We start from the raw sequence: 24205 nt of genomic DNA on the forward strand, positions 1-24205 counted from the left end.
ATGACCGGCGCCGTGGACAGGGAACAGAAGCTCAGGGAGTACCTCAAGCGCGCGACCGCGGATCTGCAGCGGTCCCGCCTGCGGGTGAGCGAGCTGGAGGCCACGGCCGGCGAGCCGATCGCCATCGTCGGCATGGCGTGCCGCTATCCCGGCGGCGTCGACAGCCCCGAGGCGCTCTGGCGGATGGTGCTGGCGGGCGAGGACGGCCTCTCGGGCTTCCCGGCGGACCGCGGCTGGGACCTGGGCGGCGAGCTCGCCGAGGCCTCCGTCGCCGGCGGCTTCCTGCACGACGCGCCGGACTTCGACGCCGACTTCTTCGGCATCTCGCCGCGCGAGGCGCTCTCCATGGACCCGCAGCAGCGGGTGCTGCTGGAGACGTCCTGGGAGGCGTTCGAGCGGGCCGGGATCCCGCCCGCGTCGATCCGCGGCAGCCGCACCGGCGTCTTCGTCGGCGGCATGCCGCAGGACTACCGGGTCGGTCCCGAGGACGACGTGCGCGGCTTCGTGCTGACCGGGAACGCGACAAGCGTCCTCTCCGGACGGCTGGCGTACTTCTTCGGCTCGATCGGGCCGACGGTCACCATCGACACCGCCTGCTCCTCCTCGCTGGTCGCCCTGCACCTGGCCGCGCAGTCGCTGCGGCAGGGCGAGTGCGGCACCGCGATCGCGGCTGGCGTCACCGTCATGTCCAGCCCCACCACCTTCGTCGAGATGGCCCGCCAGGGCGGGCTCGCCGTCGACGGGCGCTGCCGCTCGTTCGCCGACTCGGCCGACGGCACCGGCTGGTCCGAGGGCGCCGGCGTGCTGGTCCTCGAGCGGCTCTCCGAGGCCCGGCGCAAGGGCCGCACCATCCTGGCCGTGCTGCGCGGCTCGGCGGTCAACTCCGACGGCGCCTCCAACGGCCTGACCGCGCCGAACGGCCCGTCTCAGCGGCGGGTCATCGAGTCCGCCCTGCTGAACGCGCGCCTCTCCGCCGCCGACATCGACGCGGTCGAGGCGCACGGCACCGGCACCACGCTCGGCGACCCGGTCGAGGCGCAGGCCCTGCTGGCCACGTACGGCCGGGGCCGGGACCCGGAGCGGCCGCTGCTGCTGGGCTCGGTCAAGTCGAACATCAGCCACACCCAGGCCGCGGCCGGCGTCGCCGGGATCATCAAGATGGTCATGGCCCTGCGCCACGACGTGCTGCCGAAGACCCTGCACGTCGACACGCCGAGCACCCACGTGGACTGGAGCGCCGGCACCGTCCGGCTGCTGACCGAGCAGCGGCCCTGGCCGCGCGGCGACGAGCCGCGCCGCTTCGGCGTGTCCTCGTTCGGGCTCAGCGGTACCAACGCGCACGCCATCATCGAGGAGGCGCCGGCCGCGGCGGAGCCCGAGCCGGCGACCGTCACGCCGGACGAGCTGCCCTGGCTGGTCTCCGGGCGCAGCCCCGCCGCGCTGCGCGCGCAGGCCGCTCGGCTGCTCGACTTCCTGCACGGCGGCGGAGACCGGGTGGCGATCGCCCGCGCGCTGGCCACGACGCGCTCCGCCCTGGAGCACCGGGCCGCGATCACCGCCGCCGACCCGGCCGCCGCGCTGGCCGCGCTCGCCGCCGACCAGCCCGCCGCCGGCCTGGTCACCGGCGCCACACACGGGCGCGGCAGGCTCGCGGTGCTGTTCACCGGGCAGGGCGCGCAGCGCCTGGGGATGGGCCGGGAGCTGTACGGGCGGTTCCCGGTGTTCGCCGAGGCGTTCGACGAGGTGTGCGCGCACTTCGACGGGCTGCGCGAGGTGGTCTGGGGCGACGACGCGGGCGCCCTCGAGCGGACCGGCAACGCGCAGCCCGCGCTGTTCGCCCTCGAGGTCGCCCTCTACCGGCTCGCCGCCGACCAGGGCATCGCCCCCGACTACCTCATCGGACACTCGATCGGTGAGGTCGCCGCGGCGCACGTGGCGGGGGTGTTCTCGCTGGCGGACGCGGCGGCGCTGGTCGCCGCCCGGGGCCGGTTGATGCAGGCCCTGCCGGGCGGTGGCGCGATGGTCGCGGTCGAGGCGGCCGAGGAAGAGGTTGTTCCGCGGCTTTCCGGTGGGGTCTCGATCGCGGCGGTGAACGGGCCGTCGTCGGTGGTGCTGTCCGGCGACGAGGAAGCCGTCGCGGCGGTGGTGGCCGGGCTGGGCGAGCGCCGCAGCAGGCGGCTCGCGGTCAGCCACGCGTTCCACTCCGCACACATGGACGGCATGCTCGAGGAGTTCCGCGCCGTCGTCGCCGGGCTCTCCGCGCAGGCGCCGTCGCTGCCGATCGTCTCCACCGTCACCGGCGCGCTCGCCACCGTCGAGCAGCTCACCTCCGCCGACTACTGGGCCGGGCAGGTCCGGGCCACCGTCCGGTACGCCGACGGCGTCACCTGGCTGCGCGAGCACGGCGTCACCGCGTACCTGGAGCTCGGCCCGGACGGCACGCTGGCCGCGATGACCCGGGGGATCGCCGAGGAGGCCACCGTCGCGGCCGCGCTGCGCTCCGGGCGCCCGGAGACCGCCACCCTCACCGCCGCGCTGGCCGAGCTGCACGTCAACGGCGTGCCGGTGCGCTGGGACGGCTGGTTCACCGGCACCGGCACCGCGCCCGCCGCCCTGCCGACGTACGCGTTCCAGCGCCGCCGCTACTGGCCCCGGGGTGTCCGCGGCGCCGCGGCCGGACTGGGCGCCGCGCACCACCCCCTGCTCGACTCCGCGGTCTCCCTCGCCAACTCCGACGGTCTGCTGCTCACCGGCAGGCTCGCCGTGCGGTCGCACCCGTGGCTCGCCGACCATGCCGTGGCGGGGACCGTGCTGCTGCCCGGCACCGCGTTCCTCGAGCTGGCCGTGCGGGCCGGCGACGAGGTCGGCTGCGACCGGGTCGAGGAACTCACCCTCGCCGCCCCGCTGGCGCTGCCCGCGACCGGCGGCGTCGACGTGCAGGTGTGGGTGGGCAGCCCGGACGGGACCGGCCGCCGCACCCTCGACGTCTACGCCCGGCCGGAGGGCGCCGAGGACGAGCCGTGGACGCCGCACGCGGCCGGCACGCTCACCGCGGGCGCATTCCGCGCCGAGGCGGGCGCGGTCCCGCCGGAGGGCGCCGAGGCGATCGACCTGACCGGCCGCTACGAGGGGCTGGCCGACGCCGGATTCGCCTACGGGCCGGCCTTCCGCGGCCTGCGGGCCGCGTGGCGCCACGGCGACGACGTGTACGCCGAGGTGGCGCTGCCGGAGTCCGTCGAGGCGGACGCGTTCGGCATCCATCCCGCGCTGCTCGACGCCGTCCTGCACGCCGCCTCGCTGATGAACCTGGCCGGCGTGCCCTTCGCCTGGCAGGACGTCACCCTGCACGCCTCCGGCGCCACCGCGGTCCGGGTGCGGCTCTCCCCGGCCGGCGACGGCGCCATCGCCATCGCCGTCGCCGACCCGGCCGGCCGGCCGGTCATGTCGATCGGCTCGCTGGCCCTGCGCGAGCCGGCGGGCGCCGCCGCCTCCGGCCGCGAGGAGCTCTACCGCCTCGACTGGGTTCCCTTGCGCGGCACCTCGGCCGTGCCGACGGCGGTCGCGCTTTCCGGACCGGACACGTTCGGCCTCGCGCCCGGCCTGCCGGTCGACGACACCGCCGCGATCGTGCTCACCCAGGTCGTCACCGGAGACGAGCCGGTCGCCGCCGCGCACGCCGCCGCCGCGGCCGCCCTGACCCGGATCCAGGCGTGGCTCGCCGACACCCCGAACGCCGGGCGGCTGGTCTTCGTCACCCGCGGCGCGGACACCGACCCGGCCGCCGCCGCGGTACGCGGCCTGGTCCGCTCCGCGCAGGCCGAGCACCCCGGCCGCTTCGGCCTGGTCGACCTGGACCCGGCCGGCGGCGCCGACGGGCTGCTCGCCGCGCTCGGCTCCGACGAGCCGCAGCTGAGCCTGCGCGGCGGCGAGATCCGCTGCGGCCGGCTGGCCCGGGCCGCCGCCGTGCCGGGCGGGCCGGCGTGGGACCCGGACGGCACCGTCCTGATCACCGGCGGCACCGGCGGCCTCGGCGCCGTCGTCGCCCGCCACCTCGTCGCCCGCGGCATGCGCAAGCTGCTGCTGGTCAGCCGCCGCGGCCCGGATGCTCCAGGCGCGGCCGAACTGGTCGCCGAGCTGACCGCCGCGGGCGCCCGCGCGGACGTGGCCGCCTGCGACGTCGCGGACGCCGCCGCCGTCGAGGCCCTGATCGGCGGCATCGCCGACCTGGCCGCCGTGGTGCACTCGGCCGGCGTGCTGGACGACGGCGTCATCGGGTCGCTCACCCCGCAGCGCCTGGACGCGGTGCTGCGGCCCAAGGCGGACGCCGTCTGGAACCTGCACCGCGCGGCCGGCGACGTCGCCGGGTTCGTGGTCTTCTCCTCGTTCTCCGGCACCGTCGGCGCGGCCGGACAGGCGAACTACGCCGCCGCGAACGCCTTCGTGGACGCGGTCGCCGAGCTGCGCCGTACCGAAGGAAAGGCCGGGCTGTCCCTGGGCTGGGGGCCGTGGGCGTCCACGTCCGGCATGACCGGCGCGCTGTCCGACGCCGACCTCGACCGGCTCGCCCGCGCGGGCACCCCGGCGCTCGCCGTCGAGCAGGGACTCGCACTGCTCGACGCCGCGCTGGCCGCCGACGCCGCGGCGCTGCTGCCGGTCCGGCTCGACCTGCCGGTGCTGCGCGCCCGCGGCGAGGTGCCGGCGTTCCTGCGCGGCCTGATCCGCTCGCCGCGCCGCTCCGCGGTCTCCGGCACCGAGGCCGCCGCCGGCCTGGTGCACCAGCTGTCCCGCCTCGGCGACGACGAGCGCCGCGACACCCTGGTCGGGCTGGTACGCGCGCAGGTCGCCGCCGTGCTCGGCCACGCCGACCAGAAGGACGTGGACCCGGCGCGCCCGTTCACCGATCTGGGCTTCGACTCGCTCACCGCGGTCGAACTGCGCAACCGGCTGTCCACGGTCACCGGTCTGCGCCTGAGCGCCACCATGGTCTTCGACCATCCGACCGTGGCCGTGCTCGCCGCGCACCTGCTCGAGGCCCTGATGGGCTCGGCGCAGGCGGCCACGCCGACCGCGCCGCTCGCCTCGACCTCCGACGACCCGATCGTGATCGTCGGCATGAGCTGCCGCTATCCGGGCGGCGTCCGCTCGCCCGAGGACCTGTGGCGCCTCGTCGAGGAGGAGACCGACGCCATCTCCGGCTTCCCGGTCAACCGCGGCTGGGACCTCGAGCACCTCTACGACCCGGACCCCGACCACCTCGGCACCACGTACGCCCGGTACGGCGGCTTCCTGCACGACGCCGGCGAGTTCGACCCGGCGTTCTTCGGCATGAGCCCCCGCGAGGCGCTGGCCACCGACGCGCAGCAGCGGCTGCTCCTGCAGGCCTCCTGGGAGGCGCTCGAGCGGGCCGGCATCGACCCGGCGACGCTGCGCGGCAGCCGCACCGGCGTGTTCGCCGGCATCATGTACAACGACTACTCGGCCTTCCTCACCGGCCGGGAGTTCGAGGGCTTCCAGGGCAGCGGCACCTCGGCCAGCATCGCCTCCGGCCGCGTCGCCTACGCCCTCGGGCTGGAGGGCCCGGCCGTCTCGGTCGACACCGCCTGCTCCTCGTCGCTGGTCGCACTGCACTGGGCCATGCACGCCCTCCGGGCCGGCGAGTGCACCCTCGCGCTGGCCGGCGGCGTCACCGTCATGTCGACGCCCACCTCGCTGATCGAGTTCTCCCGCCAGCGCGGCCTGTCCCCGGACGGGCGCTGCAAGGCGTTCTCCGACGCGGCGGACGGGGTCGGCTGGTCCGAGGGCGTCGGCGTGGTCGTGCTCGAGCGGCTCTCCGAGGCCCGGCGCAACGGGCACACCGTGCTGGCCGTGGTGCGCGGCTCGGCGGTGAACTCCGACGGCGCCTCGAACGGGCTGACCGCGCCGAACGGCCCCTCCCAGCAGCGGGTCATCCGTGCGGCGCTGTCCAGCGCCGGGCTCGGCACCTCCGACGTCGACGTGGTCGAGGCGCACGGCACCGGCACCCGCCTCGGCGACCCGATCGAGGCGCAGGCGCTGCTCGCCACGTACGGGCAGGACCGCGCCGAGGAGCGCCCGCTGCTGCTCGGCTCGGTGAAGTCGAACATCGGCCACACCCAGGCCGCCGCCGGCGTCGCCGGGATCATCAAGATGGTCATGGCGATGCGCCACGGCAGCGTGCCGCGCAGCCTGCACGCCGACCGCCCGTCGTCGCAGGTGGACTGGTCGGCCGGCGCGGTGCAGCCGGCCGCGGGCCGCAGCGAGTGGCCGGCGACCGGCCGGCCCCGGCGCGCCGCGGTGTCGTCCTTCGGCATCTCCGGAACCAACGCACACCTGATCCTCGAGCAGGCCCCGGCGGTCCCGGCCGCCGGGCACCGGGAGGACGCCGGACCGGTCGCCTGGCCGTTGTCCGGCCGCACCCGCGCCGCCCTGCGCGACCAGGCCGCCCGGCTACGCGCCTTCCTCGCCGATCAGCACGCCGCCGACGTCGGCCTGTCGCTGTCCACCACCCGGTCCGCGTTCGAGCAGCGGGCCGTGCTCGTCGGCGACCGCGACGAGCTGCTGCGCGGGCTCGCCGCGCTGGCCGCAGACCGCGGCGACCCGGACCTGATCACGGGGGAGGCCGGCGGCGGCAGGCTCGCGGTGCTGTTCACCGGGCAGGGCGCGCAGCGTCTGGGGATGGGCCGCGAGCTGTACGGGCGGTTCCCGGTGTTCGCCGCGGCGTTCGACGAGGTGTGCGCGCACTTCGACGGGCTGCGCGAGGTGGTCTGGGGCGACGACGCGGAGGCCCTGGACGAGACCGGCTGGACCCAGCCGGCGCTGTTCACCCTCGAGGTGGCGCTGTTCCGGCTGTTGCGCTCGCTCGGCGTACGCCCGGACGTGCTGATCGGACACTCGATCGGTGAGGTCGCCGCGGCGCACGTGGCCGGGGTGTTCTCGCTGGCGGACGCGGCGGCGCTGGTCGCCGCCCGGGGCCGGCTGATGCAGGCCCTGCCCGGCGGCGGGGCGATGGTCGCGGTCGAGGCGGCCGAGGAAGAGGTCGTTCCGCGGCTTTCCGGCGGGGTCTCGATCGCGGCGGTGAACGGGCCGTCGTCGGTGGTGCTGTCCGGCGACGAGGAAGCCGTCGCGGCGGTGGTGGCCGGGCTGGGCGAGCGGCGGACCAAGCGGCTCGCGGTCAGCCACGCGTTCCACTCGCACCGCATGGACCCGATGCTGGACGACTTCGCGCAGGTCGTCGCCGGGCTCACCCTCGAAGCCCCGCGGATCACGCTCGTCTCCGGCGTCACCGGGCGGGTGGAGACCGACCTGTTCGGCGACCCGGCGTACTGGGTGCGGCAGGTCCGCGAGGCGGTCCGCTTCGCCGACGGCCTCGCCGCCACCGGCGCCGGCATCCTCTTCGAGGCCGGCCCCGACGGCGTGCTCGCCGCGCTGGCCGAGGGCGTGCTCGACGCCGAGGCCGTGCCGGTCCTGCGCGGCGACCGCGACGAGGTGCGTGCCGTCACCGCGGCCCTCGGCCGGCTGCACGTGCGCGGCGTCGCCGTGGACTGGGCCGCCTACTACGGCACCTCCGCACGCCGGATCGACCTGCCGACCTACGCCTTCCAGAACGAGCTCTACTGGCCCGACACGGTCGCGCCGGGCGCCGCCGCGGCCGCCGCCGACCCGGCCGACGCCGCGCTCTGGGACGCGGTGGACAGCGGCGACGGCAACGGCCTGGCCGCCCTGCTCGGCCTGCGCGACGAGCAGCACGCCTCGCTGTACGCGCTGCTGCCCGCCCTGTCGTCGTGGCGCCGGCAGCGCGCCGAGAACGCGGCCCTGGACGCATTCCGCTACCGGGTGCGGTGGAAGCCGGTGCGCGCCGCCGCCGCGCCGGTGCTCGACGGCACCTGGCTGATCGTCACCGCCCGCGACGTCGACGCCGCCGCGATCACCGGCGCGCTGCGCGGTCACGGCGCCCGCCTCGAGACCCTCGACGTGACCGGGCTCGACCGGGCCGCCGTCGCCGCCGCGCTCGAGGAGCACCGCGACGCCGCCGGGCTGCTGTCCCTGCTCGCCCTGGCCGACCGGCCGGCGGCCGCCGCCGGACTGCCCGATGGGCTGGCCGGGGTGGTCACCCTGGCGCAGGCGCTCGCCGACGTCGCCTGGGGCGTGCCGGTCTGGACCCTCACCCGCGGCGCCGTCTCCACCGGGCCCGCCGACCCGCTCGAGAACCCGGCGCAGGCGGCCGCCTGGGGCTTCGGCCGGGTCGCCGCCCTGGAGCGGCCGGCACCGGCCGGCGGCCTGCTCGACCTGCCCGCGACCCTCGACGCCCCGGCCGTACAGCTGCTGGCCGGCGTCCTTGCCGCGCGCGGCGGCGAGGACCAGCTGGCGATCCGGGACACCGGCCTGCACGCCGCCCGCCTGGAGCGCCACCCGATCGCCTCGACGCCCGCCGCGGACGCGTTCACCGCCGCCGGGACCGTGCTGATCACCGGCGGCACCGGCGCGCTCGGCGCGGCCGTCGCGCGCTGGCTCGCCGCCGCCGGCGCGGAACATCTGGTGCTCACCGGCCGCCGCGGCCCGGACGCGCCCGGCGCGGCCGAGCTGGCCGCCGAACTGGAGGCGATGGGGCCCCGCGTCACCGTGCTCGCCTGCGACACCGGGGACCGCGACGCGCTCGCCGCGGTGATCGCCGAGTACCCGCCGGCCGGCGTGGTGCACGCCGCCGGCGTCGGCCAGGCCGGGCCGCTCACCGGGACGCCGCTGGCGGCGGTGGCCGCGACGACCGCCGCCAAGATGGCGGGCGCGGCACACCTCGACAGTCTTCTCGAGGGGCACGACCTCGACTTCTTCGTGCTGGTTTCGTCGATCGCCGGTGTCTGGGGCAGCGCGGGGCAGAGCGCGTACGGCGCCGCCAACGCCTACCTGGACGCCCTCGCCCAGCAGCGCCGCGCCCGGGGTCTGACCGCGACCTCGGTCGCCTGGGGACCGTGGGGGGACGCCGGCATGGCCACCCACGAGGCCATGTCCGACAGCCTGAGCCGGAGCGGCCTGAACTTCCTGCGCCCCGACGCCGCCGTCGCCGAGCTGCGCCGCGCGGTGCTGCAACAGGACGTGACGGTCGTCGTCGCCGACGTGGACTGGACCACGTACCACCCGATCTTCACGGCCGCCCGGGCCAGCCGGATGTTCGACGAGCTGCCCGAGGTGCGGGCGCTGCACGCGGCCGAGGAGAAGGCGCCCGGCGCGGTCTCGGCGCTCGGCGAGCGACTGCGCGCCCTGGACGACGAGGAGCAGACCCGGCTGCTCGTCGACCTCGTGCGCACCGAGGCGGCCGCCGTGCTGGGCCACCCGTCCGCCGAACAGGTGGCCGAGCGCCGCGCCTTCCGCGACGCCGGGCTCGACTCGCTGACCGCGGTGGAGCTGCGCAAGCGCCTCGTCGCGCGCACCGGGCTGGCGCTGCCCAGCACGCTCGCCTTCGACTACCCGACACCGGTCGCCGTCGCCGAGCTCCTGCGCGGCGAGATCCTCGGCACCGACGGCGGCCCGGCCGGCGCCGTGACCGGCGGCGCGGCACCGGACGAGCCGATCGCCATCGTCGGCATGGCCTGCCGGTTCCCCGGCGGCGTGCGGACACCCGAGCAGTTCTGGCAGCTGATCGCCGAGGGCGGCGACGCGATCAGCGAGTTCCCCGTCAACCGCGGCTGGGACACCGAGAACCTCTACGATCCGGAACCCGACCACGCCGGCACCACGTACTCCACCCGGGGCGGCTTCCTGCACGAGGCGGGCCGGTTCGACCCCGGCTTCTTCGGCATCTCCCCGCGCGAGGCGCTGTCGATGGAGCCGCAGCAGCGGCTGCTGCTGGAGACCACCTGGGAGGCGTTCGAGCACGCCGGCATCGACCCGGCCGACGTGCACGGCAGCCGCACCGGCACCTTCATCGGATCCACCTACCAGGAGTACGGCCTCGGCCTGGACACCGACGCCGCCGGGCACGCCGTCACCGGCACCAGCCCGAGCGTGCTCTCCGGCCGGCTCGCCTACCTCTTCGGGCTGGAGGGGCCCGCGGTCACCGTCGACACCGCCTGCTCCTCGTCCATGGTCGCGCTGCACCTGGCCTGCCAGTCGCTGCGCAACGGCGAGACCGACCTGGCGCTGGCCGGCGGTGCCACCGTGATGACCAACCCGAACCCGTTCATCGCGTTCAGCCGGCAGCGGGCGCTCGCCGCCGACGGGCGCTGCAAGGCGTTCTCCGACGACGCGGACGGCATGACCCTGGCCGAGGGCGTCGGCGTCGTCCTCGTCGAGCGCCTCAGCGACGCGCAGCGCAACGGCCACCCGATCCTGGCGGTCGTCCGCGGCAGCGCGATCAATCAGGACGGTGCCTCCAACGGCCTGACCGCCCCGAACGGCCCGGCACAGCAGCGGGTCATCCGGCAGGCGCTGAGCAACGCGCGCCTGGGCACCGCGGACATCGACGTGGTCGAGGCGCACGGCACGGGCACCGCGCTGGGCGACCCGATCGAGGTGCAGGCGCTGCAGGCCACGTACGGCCGCGACCGTGACCCGCGGCGGCCGCTGCTGCTCGGCTCGGTGAAGTCGAACATCGGGCACACCCAGTCCGCGGCCGGCGTCGCCGGGATCATCAAGATGGTGCTTGCCCTGCGGCACGGCTCGCTGCCGCGCACCCTGCACGCGGAGCAGCCGTCCACGCACATCGACTGGACGCCCGGCACGATCAGCCTGCTGCACGAGCCGGCCGGCTGGCACCCGTCGCCGGAGCGGATCCGGCGCGGCGCGGTGTCCTCGTTCGGCATCAGCGGCACCAACGCGCACGTCGTCATCGAGCAGGCGCCGGAGCCGGCCCCGCTGCCGCCGCGGCCGCAGCACGACGGGCCGCTGCCGTGGGTGCTGTCCGCCCGCACGCCGGCCGCGCTCGCCGGGCAGGCCGCCAACCTGGCCGGGCTCGCCGGCGCCGAGCCGCTCGACGTCGGCTTCTCGCTGCTGACCGGCCGGGCGCTGTTCGAGCAGCGCGCCGTCGTCGTCGGCGCGGGCGCGGACGAACTGCTGGCCGGCGCGGCCACCCTGGCCGACGGGCGGTCCGCCGGCAACGTGGTCACCGGCACCGCCGACGTGGACGGCAAGGTCGTCTTCGTCTTCCCCGGGCAGGGCTCCCAGTGGGCCGGCATGGGCGCGCGGCTGCTGGACGAGTCGGCGGTCTTCGCCGAGCGCCTCGGCGAGTGCGCCGCCGCGCTCAGCGAGTTCTGTGACTGGAACCTCGTCGACGTGCTCCGCCAGGCCGACGGCGCGCCCTGCCTGGACCGCGTCGACGTGGTGCAGCCCGCGTCGTTCGCGGTCATGGTGTCGCTCGCCGCGATGTGGCAGGCGCACGGCGTACGCCCGGACGCGGTGGTCGGCCACTCGCAGGGCGAGATCGCCGCGGCGACCGTGGCCGGCGCCCTGTCCCTTTCCGACGGCGCCCGCGTCGTCGCCCTGCGCAGCCAGGCCATCGGCGCCACCCTCGCGGGCACCGGCGCGATGATGTCCGTCGCGCTGTCCGCGGAGGACGCCGCGCGCCGCATCGAGGGGACCGGTCTGTCCCTCGCCGCGATCAACGGGCCCGGCGCCGTCGTCGTCTGCGGTCCGATCGGGCCGCTAGACGAGCTGGCCGGGCGGCTGACCGCCGAGGACGTCCGGGTACGCCGGATCGCCGTCGACTACGCCTCGCACTCCGACTCGGTCGACCTGCTCCGCGAGCGGATCCTCGAGACGCTCGCCCCGATCCGGCCGCGGACCTCGGCGGTACCGTTCTACTCCACCCTCACCGGTGCGTGGCAGGACACCGCCGGGCTGGACGCCGACTACTGGTTCCGCAACCTGCGGCACACCGTACGGTTCGCGCCGGCCATCGCCGGCCTGGTGGACGAGGGCCACCGCGTCTTCGTCGAGTGCAGCTCACACCCGGTGCTCACCATGGGCGTGCAGGCGGTCGCCGAGCAGGCGGGCGTCCCGGCCGCGGTGGTCGGCACGCTGCGCCGGGGCCGGGGCGGGTCCGACCGCTTCCTCACGTCACTGGCCGAGGCGTTCGTCCGCGGCGTCCGGGTGGACCTGCGGCCGGTGTTCGCGGACACCGGCGCGCGGCGGGTCCCGCTGCCCACGTACGCCTTCGCCGACGAGTTCCTGTGGGCGATCCGGGCGCCGCGGCAGCCCGACGGCGCCGGACCGGCCGACGACGCGTTCTGGACCGCGGTGGAGGGCGGCGACACCGACGCCCTCGCCGCCGGCCTCGAGCTGGACGCGGCCGCGCTGACCCCGGTGCTGCCCGCCCTGGCCCGGTGGCGCCGGCGCCGCCAGGACAGCTCCACCATCGACCGGTGGCGCTACCGGGCCGGCTGGAAGCCGCTCACCTCGCTGCCGCCCGCCGAACTCGCCGGCACCTGGCTGCTGGTCGGTGACGACGCGGAGGTGGCCGCCGCGCTCGCCGCGCACGGCGCCACCGTCGTGCACGAGGCCGGTGGGCACGAGCTCGCCGGCGTGGTGTCGGTGCTCGCCGCCGACGAAGGGCCCAGCGTGGGCCACCCGGGCCTCACCGAGGGCCTGGCCCGCAGCATCGAGCTGGTACAGGCCGGCCACGACGCGCCGCTCTGGTTCCTCACCCGCGGAGCGGTCACCAGCGGCCGCGCGGACCGGATCACCAACCCGGTACAGGCGCAGATCGCCGGCCTCGCCTGGACCGCCGCGCTGGAACACCCGCAGCGCGTCGGCGGCGTCATCGACCTGCCGGCCGAGCTGGACCGGCGGGCGGGGGAGCGGCTCGCCGCGATCCTCACCGGTGCCACCGGCGAGGACCAGGTCGCGATCCGGTCCGCGGGCGTGCTGGCCCGGCGCATCCGGCGGGCACCCGCAGAGAAGAAGCGGCAGTGGACGCCGACCGGCACGGTCCTGGTCACCGGCGGCACCGGGACGCTCGCACCGCACCTGGCGCGGTGGCTCGCGGACCGCGGCGCGGAGCGGATCGTCCTGATCAGCCGTCGCGGCGGCGAGGCGCCCGGCGCGGCCGAGCTCATCGAGTCGCTCGGCGGGGTCGCCGAGGCGGTCGCCTGCGACGTCACGGACCGGGTGGCGCTGTCCGGGCTGATCGACCGGCTGGCCGCCGAGGGCGCCGCGGTGCGCACCGTCGTGCACACCGCCGCCGTCATCGAGCTGGCCGCCATCGAGGCGACGAGCCTGGAGGCGTTCGACCGGGTCATGCACGCCAAGGTGGCCGGGGCCCGGCTGCTCGACGAGCTGCTCGGCGACGACCTGGACGACTTCGTGCTCTTCTCGTCCACCGCCGGCATGTGGGGCAGCGGGCAGCACGCCGCGTACGTCGCCGCGAACGCCTACCTGAACGCGCTCGCCGAGCAGCGCCGCGCCCGGGGTGCCCGGGCCACCTCGATCTCCTGGGGCATCTGGTCCGACGATGTGTCGCTGGGCCGGGTCGACCCGTCGATGATCCGGCGCAGCGGCCTGGTCTTCATGGACCCGGCGCTCGCCCTGGCCGGCCTGGCGCAGGCCATGGAGTCCGACGACACCGTCGTCACCGTCGCCGACGTGGACTGGAAGCTCTACCACCCGGTCTTCACCTCGTCGCGGCCCACCGCCCTCTTCGAGGACGTGCCGGAGGTCGCCGCGCTGGAGCGGGAGGCGCCCGCGTCCGACGGCGGCTTCGCCGCCCGGATCCGCGCGCTGCCCGCGGCCGAGCGGGACCGCGTGCTGCTCGACCTGGTACGCGGCGAGGCCGCCGCGGCGCTCGGCCACGCCTCCTCCGAGTCGCTGTCCGAGCACAAGGCGTTCCGCGACGTCGGCTTCGAGTCGCTGACCGCCGTGGACCTGCGCAACCGCCTGGTCGCCAGGACCGGCCTGTCGCTGCCCAGCACGCTGGTCTTCGACTACCCGAACCCGCGCGGCCTGGTCGACTTCCTCCGCGGCGAGCTCGTCGGGGCGGCCGCCGCGACGGCCACGGCGACCGCCGCGGCCGGCACCGACGAGCCGATCGCCATCGTCGGCATGGGCTGCCGCTACCCCGGCGGCGTCGGGTCGCCGCAGGACCTCTGGGACCTGGTGCTCGGCGGCGGCGACGCGATCACCGAGTTCCCGGACGACCGCGGCTGGGACACCGACGGCCTGTACGACCCGGACCCGGACCGCTCCGGCAAGACCTACTCGATCCGCGGCGGCTTCCTGCGCGACGTGGCCGACTTCGACGCCGGATTCTTCGGCATCTCGCCGCGCGAGGCGCTGGCCATGGACCCGCAGCAGCGCCTCCTGCTCGAGACGAGCTGGGAGACGCTGGAGCGCGCCGGGATCCGGCCGTCCACCCTGCGCGGCAGCCGGACCGGCACCTTCATCGGCGCCAGCTACCAGGACTACAGCGCCGGCACCGCGGTGCAGGACGGCGCCGAGGGCCACCTGGTCACCGGCACCATCTCCAGCGTGCTGTCCGGCCGGCTGGCCTACCACTACGGCCTCGAAGGGCCGGCGGTCACGCTCGACACCGCCTGCTCCTCGTCGCTTGTCGCGCTGCACCTGGCCTGCCAGTCGCTGCGCAACGGCGAGAGCGACCTGGCCCTGGCCGGCGGCGTCAGCGTGATGGCCACGCCGAGCGCGTTCGTCGGCTTCAGCCGCCAGCGCGCGATGGCGGTGGACGGGCGCTGCAAGGCGTACTCGGAGGCGGCCGACGGCATGAGCCTCGCCGAGGGCGTCGGCCTGGTGCTCGTCGAACGGCTCTCCGACGCCCGGCGCAACGGGCACGCCGTCCTCGCCGTCATCCGCGGGTCGGCGGTCAACTCCGACGGCGCGTCCAACGGCCTGACCGCACCCAACGGCCCCTCGCAGCAGCGCGTCATCCGCGCGGCCTTGGCCGGCGCGGGCGTCGGCGCCGACGAGGTCGACGTGGTCGACGGGCACGGCACCGGCACCAGGCTGGGCGACCCGATCGAGGCGCAGGCGCTGCTCGCCACGTACGGCGCGAAGCGCACCCGCCCGCTGCTGCTCGGCTCGGTCAAGTCGAACATCGGCCACACCCAGATGGCCTCCGGCGTGGCCAGCGTCATCAAGATGGTGCTCGCCCTGCAGCACGGCACCGTGCCGGCGACCCTTCACGTCGACCGGCCCTCCTCGCACGTCGACTGGGTGCCGGGCGCGATCGAGCTGGCCACCGAGACCATCGCGTGGCCCGAGGTGGACCGCCCGCGCCGGGCCGGTGTCTCGTCGTTCGGCCTCAGCGGCACCAACGTGCATCTCGTGCTGGAGCAGGCCCCGGCCGCCGCCCCGGTCCCGCCGGGTGCGCAGGGCGGGCCGATCGTGCTCTCCGGCGGCACGCCGGCCGCGCTCAGTGCGCAGGCCGCCCGGCTGCGGTCGATGTTGGACGAGCGTCCGGAGCTGCCGCTGGTCGACCTGGCCGCCGCGCTCGCCACCTCCCGGGCCGCCCTGCGGCACCGCGCCGCGGTGCTCGGCGACGACCGCGACCGGGTGGCGCGCGCCCTGGACGCGCTGCGCGACGGGCTGGCCGACCCGTCCCTGATCACCGACGCGCCGGCGCGCGGCGGCCTGGCCTTCCTGTTCACCGGGCAGGGCAGCCAGCGCGCCCGGATGGGCCACGCGCTGTACCGCCGCTTCCCCGTCTACGCGCAGGCCCTCGACGAGGTGCTCACCCACTTCGACCAGCTGCTCGACCGGCCGCTCGGCGAGCTGTTGACCGCCGAGCCGGGCAGCGCCGACGCGGCCCTGCTCGACGACACCCGCTGGACCCAGCCGGCCCTGTTCGCGCTGGAGACGGCGCTGTTCCGCCTGGTCGAGTCGTGGGGGCTCACCCCGGACCGGGTCGCGGGCCACTCGATCGGCGAGTACGCGGCGGCCGTGGCCGCCGGCGTGCTGTCGGTGCCGGACGCCTGCACCCTCGTCGCGGCCCGCGGCCGGCTCATGTCCGAGCTGCCCCCCGGCGGCGTGATGATCGCCGTGGAGGCGACCGAGGACGAGGTCACGCCGCTGCTCACCGACGGCGTCTCGATCGCGGCCGTCAACGGCCCGCGCTCGCTGGTCCTCTCCGGCGACGACGGCCCGGTCGCCGCTGTCGCGTCCCGGTTCGCCCGGGCCCGGCGGCTCGCCGTCAGCCACGCGTTCCACTCCGCGCACATGGACCCGATGCTGGCGGCCTTCGCCGAGGTGGCGGAGTCGGTCACCTACACCTCGCCGCTGATCCCGCTGGTCTCCACGGTGACCGGCGAGCCGGTGCCGGCCGAGCGCGTGGCCTCCGCCGGCTACTGGGTGGACCAGGTTCGCGCCACCGTCCGGTTCGCCGACGCCGTGGCGTGGCTGGCCGCCGACGGCACCGGCACCGCCCTGGAGATCGGCCCGGACGCCACGCTCAGCGGCGCGGCCGGCGACAGCCTGGTCTGCGTGCCGGCCCTGCGCCGCGACGCCGACGAGGTGACCGCCCTCTTCGCCGCCCTGGCCCGGGTGCACGCCCGCGGCGCGGACGTGCACTGGGACGCCGTCTTCCCCGCGGCCACCGCCCGGGTGGACCTGCCGACCTATCCGTTCCAGCGGCAGCGGTTCTGGCCCGAGCCCGCGGACCTGGCGGTCACCGTCGACGCCGAGTTCTGGGCCGCCGTGGAGAACGGCGACGTGCCCCTGGACGAGCCAACCCGGCAGACGCTCACCTCGTGGCGGCGCCGCCGCGAGGAGGCGTCCACCCTCAACGGGCTGCGCTACCGGATCGCCTGGTCGCCGGTCACCGGCGCGGAGACCCTCGGCGGCCCGTGGCTCGCCCTGGTCGCGCCGGGCGACACCGGCGAGGTGGTCACCGCGCTGGGCGCCACCGCCGTGACCGTCGCGAGCCCGGACCGCGCCGCGCTCGCCGCGCGGCTGGCCGGCATCGAGGTCAACGGAGTCGTCTCGCTCCTCGGCGACGTGGTCACCACGGCGGCGGCCGTGCAGGCGCTCGGCGACGCCGGCATCACCGCGCCGCTCTGGATCGTCACCAACCGGGCCGTCGCGGCGACGGACTCCGACCCGGCGCCGGACCCGGACCAGGCCGCGATCCAGGGCTTCGGCCGCGTCGTCGCGCTCGAACACCCGGACCGCTGGGGCGGCCTCATCGACCTCGACCCGGCGGCGGCCGGCCGGCTCAGCTTCGCCGGCGGCGAGCTGGCCGTCCGGACCAACGCGAGCTACGCCCGGCGGCTCGTGCACGCCCCGGCCGGCGGCGCGGCCGCGTCCGGGCCGCTCGACCTGACCGGCGGCACCACCCTGATCACCGGCGGCACCGGGGGCATCGGCGCGCACGTGGCGCGCCGCCTGGCCGCCCGCGGCGCCGGGCACCTGCTGCTGCTCAGCCGCGGCGGCCCGCAGGCGCCGGGCGCCGCCGAGCTGGCCGCCGAGCTGGGCCCGCGGGCGACCATCGTGGCGTGCGACGCGGCCGACCGCGACGCGCTGGCCGCCGTCCTCGACGGCCACACCGTCACCGGCGTCTTCCACGCCGCGGGCGTGGTCGACGACGGCGTGGTCGCCGCGCTCACCCCGGACCGCTTCGCCGCGGTGTGGCGTGCCAAGGTCGACGCCGCCCGCAACCTGCACGAGCTGGCCACCGAGGCGACCGCGTTCGTGCTGTTCTCGTCGACCGCCGGGGTGCTCGGCGCGGCCGGGCAGGGCAACTACGCGGCCGCCAACGCCTGGCTGGACGCGTTCGCCGCGTACCGTCGCTCGCTGGGTCTGCCGGCGACCGCGGTGGCCTGGGGTCCGTGGGCCGAGGCCGGCATGGCCGCCGGCGCCGAGGTGGAGGAGCGCGTCAGGCGCGGCGGATTCGCGCCGATGCCGCCCGGGCTGGCCGTCGCGGCGCTCGAGCAGGCCGTCGAGCGCGAGGACGTCGCCGTCACCGTGGCCGACGTGGACTGGCAGCGGTACGCGGCGGTCTTCCCCGGCGCGCTGCTCGCCGACCTGCCGGAGGTCCGTCGGGCCGCGACCGCCGCGCCCGCGGGCAGCGCCGAGCTGCGGGACCGGCTGGCGGGCCTCTCCGACCAGGCCCGGGCCCGCTCCGTGCTCGACCTGGTACGCGCCAGCGCGGCCGCGGTGCTCGGCCACCCCGACCGCAGCGGTGTCGGCACCGACCAGGCCTTCTCCGACCTGGGTTTCGACTCGCTGACCATCCTGGAGCTGCGCAACAGCCTGGCCGCCGCGACCGGGCTGACCCTGCCCGCCACGCTTGTCTTCGACCATCCGACCCCGACGGACCTGGCCGACCACCTGCTCGCCCGGCTCTCCGGAACGCTCGCCGACGTCGAGGCGCCCGCGGTCGCCGCCGTGGACGTCACCGACGACGCGATCGTCATCGTCGGCATGGGCTGCCGGTTCCCCGGCGGCGTGGAGACGCCCGAGGACCTGTGGCGGCTGCTCGCCGACGGCGCCGACGCCATCGCGGGCTTCCCCGCCGACCGCGGCTGGGATTCCGACGCCCTCGCCCGGGGCGCGTCCGCCACCGCGGAAGGCGGCTTCCTGGACGGGGCCGGCCGGTTCGACGCGCCGTTCTTCGGCATCTCGCCGCGCGAGGCGATGGCCATGGACCCGCAGCAGCGGCTGCTGCTGGAGACCAGCTGGGAGGCGCTCGAGCGGGCCGGCATCGACCCGACCGGGCTGCGCGGCTCGGCCACCGGCGTCTTCGTCGGCACCAACGGCCAGGACTACCTGACGATGCTGCGCCGGGGCACCGCCGACGTGCGGGGCCACGTGGCCACCGGCAACACCGCCAGCGTGATGTCCGGCCGGGTCTCCTACACGCTCGGGCTGGAGGGACCGGCCGTCACCGTCGACACCGCCTGCTCCTCGTCGCTGGTCGCGCTGCACCTGGCGGTGCAGGCGCTGCGCGCCGGCGAGTGCACCCTGGCGCTGGCCGGCGGCGCGTCGGTGATGTCCAGCCCGGACGCCTTCGTCGAGTTCAGCGCGCAGGGCGGCCTCGCACCCGACGGCCGCTGCAAGGCGTTCGGCGACGGCGCGGACGGCACCGCCTGGTCCGAGGGGGCCGGCGTCATCGTCCTGGAGCGCCGCTCGGACGCGATCCGCCACGGGCACGAGATCCTCGGCGTGGTCCGCGGCACCGCGGTCAACTCCGACGGGGCCTCCAACGGCCTCACCGCCCCGAGCGGGCGCGCACAGCAGCGGGTCATCCGCGCCGCGCTGGCCGCCGCCCGCCTGGCACCCGCCGACGTGGACGCGGTCGAGGCGCACGGCACCGGCACCACGCTCGGCGACCCGATCGAGGCCGGCGCGCTGATCGCCGCGTACGGCCGGGACCGGCGGGCGCCGTTGCTGCTCGGCTCGGTCAAGTCCAACCTGGGCCACACCCAGGCCGCGGCCGGCATGGCCGGGATCATCAAGATGGTCATGGCGATGCGGCACGGCACCATGCCGAGGACGCTGCACGCGGACACCGCCTCCCGCCGCGTCGACTGGTCCTCCGGCGCGCTCGAACTCGTCGACCGGGCGCGCGACTGGCCCGAGTCCGGCCACCCGCGCCGGGCCGGCGTGTCCGCGTTCGGGGTCAGCGGCACCAACGCGCACGTCATCCTCGAGCAGGGCACCGCGATCGGCGCCGCGCCGCCGGCGACGGTCACGCCGGCGCTGGTGCCGTGGCTCGTCTCCGGGCGCGGCGACGCCGCGCTGGAGGCGCAGATCGAGCGGATCCGCGCGGCCGCGGCGGGCCTGTCCCCGGTGGACGTCGGGTACTCGCTGCTGGACCGGGCCGCGTTCGCGCGGCGGGCGGTGCTGATCGGCGACACCGTCGTGCGCGGCACCGCCGCCGACCACGCCGTCGGCATCCTCTTCTCCGGTCAGGGTTCGCAGCGCGCCGGCATGGGCCGCGGTCTGTATGCGCGGTTCCCGGTGTTCGCGGCGGCGTTCGACGCGGTGACCGCGCACCTGGGTGATGTCGACTGGGACGACCTGGATCAGACGGGCAACGCCCAGCCGGCGATCTTCGCGGTCGAGGTGGCGCTGTACCGGCTGCTGGAGTCGTGGGGTGTGCGCCCGGAGGTCGTGGGTGGGCATTCGGTGGGTGAGATCGCGGCCGCGCATGTCGCCGGGGTCCTGTCCCTGCAGGACGCGTGCGCGATGGTCGCGGCGCGCGGGCGGCTGATGCAGGCGTTGCCCGCCGGCGGGGTGATGGTCGCGGTACAGGCCGCGGAGTCGGACGTCGTGGTGACCGACGGTGTGTCGATCGCGGCGGTGAACGGCCCGGACTCGGTGGTGTTGTCCGGTCTCGACGAGCCGGTCATGGCGCTGGCGTCGCGCTTCGAACGCACCCGGAAGCTCGCGGTCAGCCACGCGTTCCACTCGGCGCTGATGGATCCGATGCTTGCCGGGTTCGGCGAGGTGGTGGCGGGGCTGACGCTGAACCGGCCCGCCGTGCCGCTCGTCTCGGGCGTCACCGGGCGGGTCGAGACGGACCTGTTCACCGAACCGGCGTACTGGGTGCGCCACGTCCGCGAGACGGTCCGCTTCGCCGATGCCGTGCAGGCCATGCGGGGGCTTGGCGTCGACGCCTTCGTCGAGGTCGGCCCGGACAGCGTGCTGGCCTCGCAGATCGGCGACGACACCGACCTGGTCGTGCCGACGCTGCGGCGCGACCGCGACGACGAGACCGCGCTCGTCACCGCGCTGGCCCGGCTGCACGTGGCCGGCGTCGGCGTGGACTGGCCGGCGCTGTTCGCCGGGACGGGCGCGCGGCGCGTCCCGCTGCCTACCTACGCGTTCCAGCGCGAGCGCTACTGGCCCGAGCCGGCCCCGGCCGCCCGGCCCGGCCCGGACGCCGAATTCTGGGCCGCCGTGGACGGCGGCGACCTGGCCGCGCTGACCGCCTGGCGGGACCGCCACGACGAGCCGGCGTGGCGCTACCGGATCACCTGGCGCCCGGTCACCCCGGCCGCGACGCCCGGCCGGCGGCTGGTCATCGTCCCCGGCGGCGACGACCCCTGGGTCGCCGCGGTCGCCGCGGCCCTCGGCGGCGACGCCGTCACCGCGGGCGCGCCGCTGCCGGCCGGCCACCACGACCAGGTCGTGTCCGTCCTGGCCGGCTGGCCGCACGAGCTTGCCGCGACGCTCGACCGGGCCGGCGTCACCGCGCCGCTCTGGTGTGTGACCCGCGGCGGCGTCTCGGTCGGCCGTGGCGAGCCGGCCGCCGACCCCGGACAGGCCGCGATCTGGGGTGTCGGCCGGGTCACCGCCCTGGACCACCCGGCCAACTGGGGTGGCCTCATCGACCTGCCCGAGACCCTGGACGAGCGGACCCTGGCCCGGCTGGTCCTCGGCGACGAGGACCAGATCGCGGTCCGCGCCTCGGGCGTGTACGCCCGCCGCCTGGTCCGCGATGCCGCCGACGGACCCGCGTGGCGGCCGGCCGGCACGGTCGCGGTCACCGGCGGCCTGTCCGGTTTCGGGGTGCCCGCCGCCCGGTGGCTCGCCGCGCACGGCGCGGACCACGTCGTCATCGTCGGCGAGGGCGACGACGAGGCGCTGCGCGCCGACCTGGCCGCGGCGGGCGTCGAGCTCACCGTCGCACCCTCGCTGGACGGCCTCGCGCCGGACGCCGTGCTCTTCGTGGCCGAGGGCGGCGCCCACGGCGACGACCCGGCCGCCGTCGTCGGCGCCCTGCGCGGCCAGCTCGACGGCGTCCTGCACGCCGCGGAGCGGGTCATCCTGTTCGCCTCCATAGCCGGTGTCTGGGGCATCGCGGGCCAGCCCGGCCCGGCGGCCGCCGGCGCCTACGTCGACGCGGTCGCCGCCGGGCACCCGCACGCCATCGCGGTGTCCTGGGGCGCCTGGGCCGGGGCCGGCTCGGACGACCTCGCCGCGCATCTGCGCGTCAACGGCCTGCCGGCGATGGACCCGGCCAAGGCGCTGACCGCGCTCGCCCGCTCGGCCGGGGAGTCGGTCACCGTCGCGGACGTGGTGTGGGAGCGGTTCGCGCCGGCCTTCACCCGTACCCGGCCCGCGCGGCTCTTCGCCGACCTGCCCGAGGCCCGGGTGGCGAAGCCCGCACCCGCGATCGGAGCGGCGGCGGTCGCGCGGCTCGACACCGCGCGGCTGCTCGCCCTGGTGCGCGCCGAGGCCGCCGCCGTGCTCGGCCACCCGGACCCGGACGCCGTGCCGGCCGACCAGCCGTTCCGCGACCTGGGCTTCGACTCGCTGACCGCGGTGGACCTGCGCAATCAGCTGGCCGCCGCGACCGGGCTGGCCCTGCCCGCCACGCTGGTCTTCGACTACCCGACACCGCAGGCCCTGGCCGGGTTCCTGCGCGCCGAGCTCGCCGGGGACGCCGACGTGGCGACCCCGGCCCCGGCGCCGGGCGTCGCCGGCGACCCGATCGTCGTCGTCGGCATGGCCTGCCGGTACCCGGGCGACGTCCGCTCGCCCGAGGACCTCTGGCGGCTGATGCTCGACGAGGTCGACGCGATCGGTGACTTCCCGACCGACCGCGGCTGGGACCTGGACCGGCTCGCACACGGCGACGCCGACGGCCGGGGCCGCAGCGTCACCCGCAACGGCGGATTCCTCTACGACGTCGCCGACTTCGACCCGGAGTTCTTCGGCATCTCGCCGCGCGAGGCGATCGTCCTGGACCCGCAGCAGCGGATCCTGCTCGAGGCGTCGTGGGAGGCCCTCGAGCGGGCCGGCATCGACCCGGCCGGGCTGCGCGGCGGCGACGCCGGCGTCTTCGTCGGCGGCGGCAGCGGCGACTACCGTCCCGACCTCGGCCACGTCGGCCATGTCGAGACGGCGCAGTCGGCCAGCCTGCTCGCCGGCCGGGTCTCCTACACGCTCGGCCTGGAAGGGCCGTCGGTCACCGTGGACACCGCCTGCTCCTCGTCGCTGGTCGCGCTGCACCTGGCCGCGCAGGCGCTGCGGGCCGGCGAATGCTCGATCGCGCTGGCCGGCGGCGTCACCGTGATGTCGACCCCGGTGGGCTTCGTCGAGTTCGGCGAGATGGGCGCGCTCGCCACCGACGGCCGCTGCCGGGCGTTCTCCGACTCCGCGGGCGGCACCGGCTGGTCCGAGGGGGTCGGCATGCTCGTGGTCGAGCGGTTGTCCGACGCGAGGACCCGCGGCCACACCGTGCTCGCCGTGCTGCGCGGATCGGCGGTCAACTCCGACGGCGCCTCCAACGGGATCACCGCGCCGAACGGGCCGTCGCAGCAGCGGGTCATCCGGCGCGCGCTGGCGCAGGCGGGGCTGCGCGCCGCCGACGTGGACGCGGTGGAGGCGCACGGCACCGGCACCTCGCTCGGCGATCCGATCGAGGCGCAGGCGCTGCTCGCCACGTACGGCCGCGACCGGGAGACCCCGCTGCTGCTGGGCGCGCTGAAGTCGAACATCGGGCACACCCAGGCCGCGTCCGGCGTGGCCGGCGTGATCAAGATGATCATGGCGATGCGGCACGGAACGCTGCCGAGAACGCTCCACCTGGACCGCCCCTCGGCACACGTCGACTGGACCGCGGGCGCGGTGTCGCTGCTCTCCGCGGCCACGGCCTGGCCCGCGGTGGACCGGCCGCGGCGCTCCGGCATCTCGGCGTTCGGCGCCAGCGGCACCAACGCGCACGTCATCCTCGAACAACCCGCCGAGGAGCCGGAGACGACCGGGGCAGGCACGCCGCCGGTCGTCGCGGTGCCGATCTCCGCGCCGGTCCGGGAGGCCGTCGCCGATCAGGCCCGCCGCCTGCTCGACACCGGCATCGCACCGGCCGACCTGGCCCGCACGCTCAGCGCCCGCACGCACTTCGAGCACCGCGCCGTCGTCCTCGCCGCCACCGCCGGCGAACTGCACGACGGCCTGGCCGCGCTGATCGACGGCACGCCGTCCGCCCGCGTCGTGCGCGGCACCGCCAGGCCCGGCGGCACCGCGTTCCTGTTCTCCGGGCAGGGCGCGCAGCGTCTGGGGATGGGCCGCGAGCTGTACGGGCGGTTCCCGGTGTTCGCCGCGGCGTTCGACGAGGTGTGCGCGCACTTCGACGGGCTGCGCGAGGTGGTCTGGGGCGACGACGCGGAGGCCCTGGACGAGACCGGCTGGACCCAGCCCGCCCTGTTCGCCGTCGAGGTGGCGCTGTTCCGCCTGGTCGAGTCCCTCGGCGTACGGCCGGACCACCTCGCCGGGCACTCGATCGGCGAGCTGGCCGCCG

The 24205-nt window shown here is 76.6% G+C and carries 1 protein-coding gene (running past one end of the window); it reads left to right on the forward strand.

The annotated features are described in order from the left end of the window. Positions 1-24205 carry the 5' portion of a type I polyketide synthase gene (locus AB0B58_RS12125; RefSeq protein ID WP_360221803.1) on the forward strand. The gene runs 2807 nt beyond the window's last position, so 24205 of the gene's 27012 nt are visible here — the first part of the coding sequence; it begins with the start codon at positions 1-3; its stop codon lies off the right edge, out of view.

It is taken from the genome of Actinoplanes sp. NPDC049118 (assembly GCF_040648555.1).
In the GTDB taxonomy this organism is placed as follows: domain Bacteria; phylum Actinomycetota; class Actinomycetes; order Mycobacteriales; family Micromonosporaceae; genus Actinoplanes.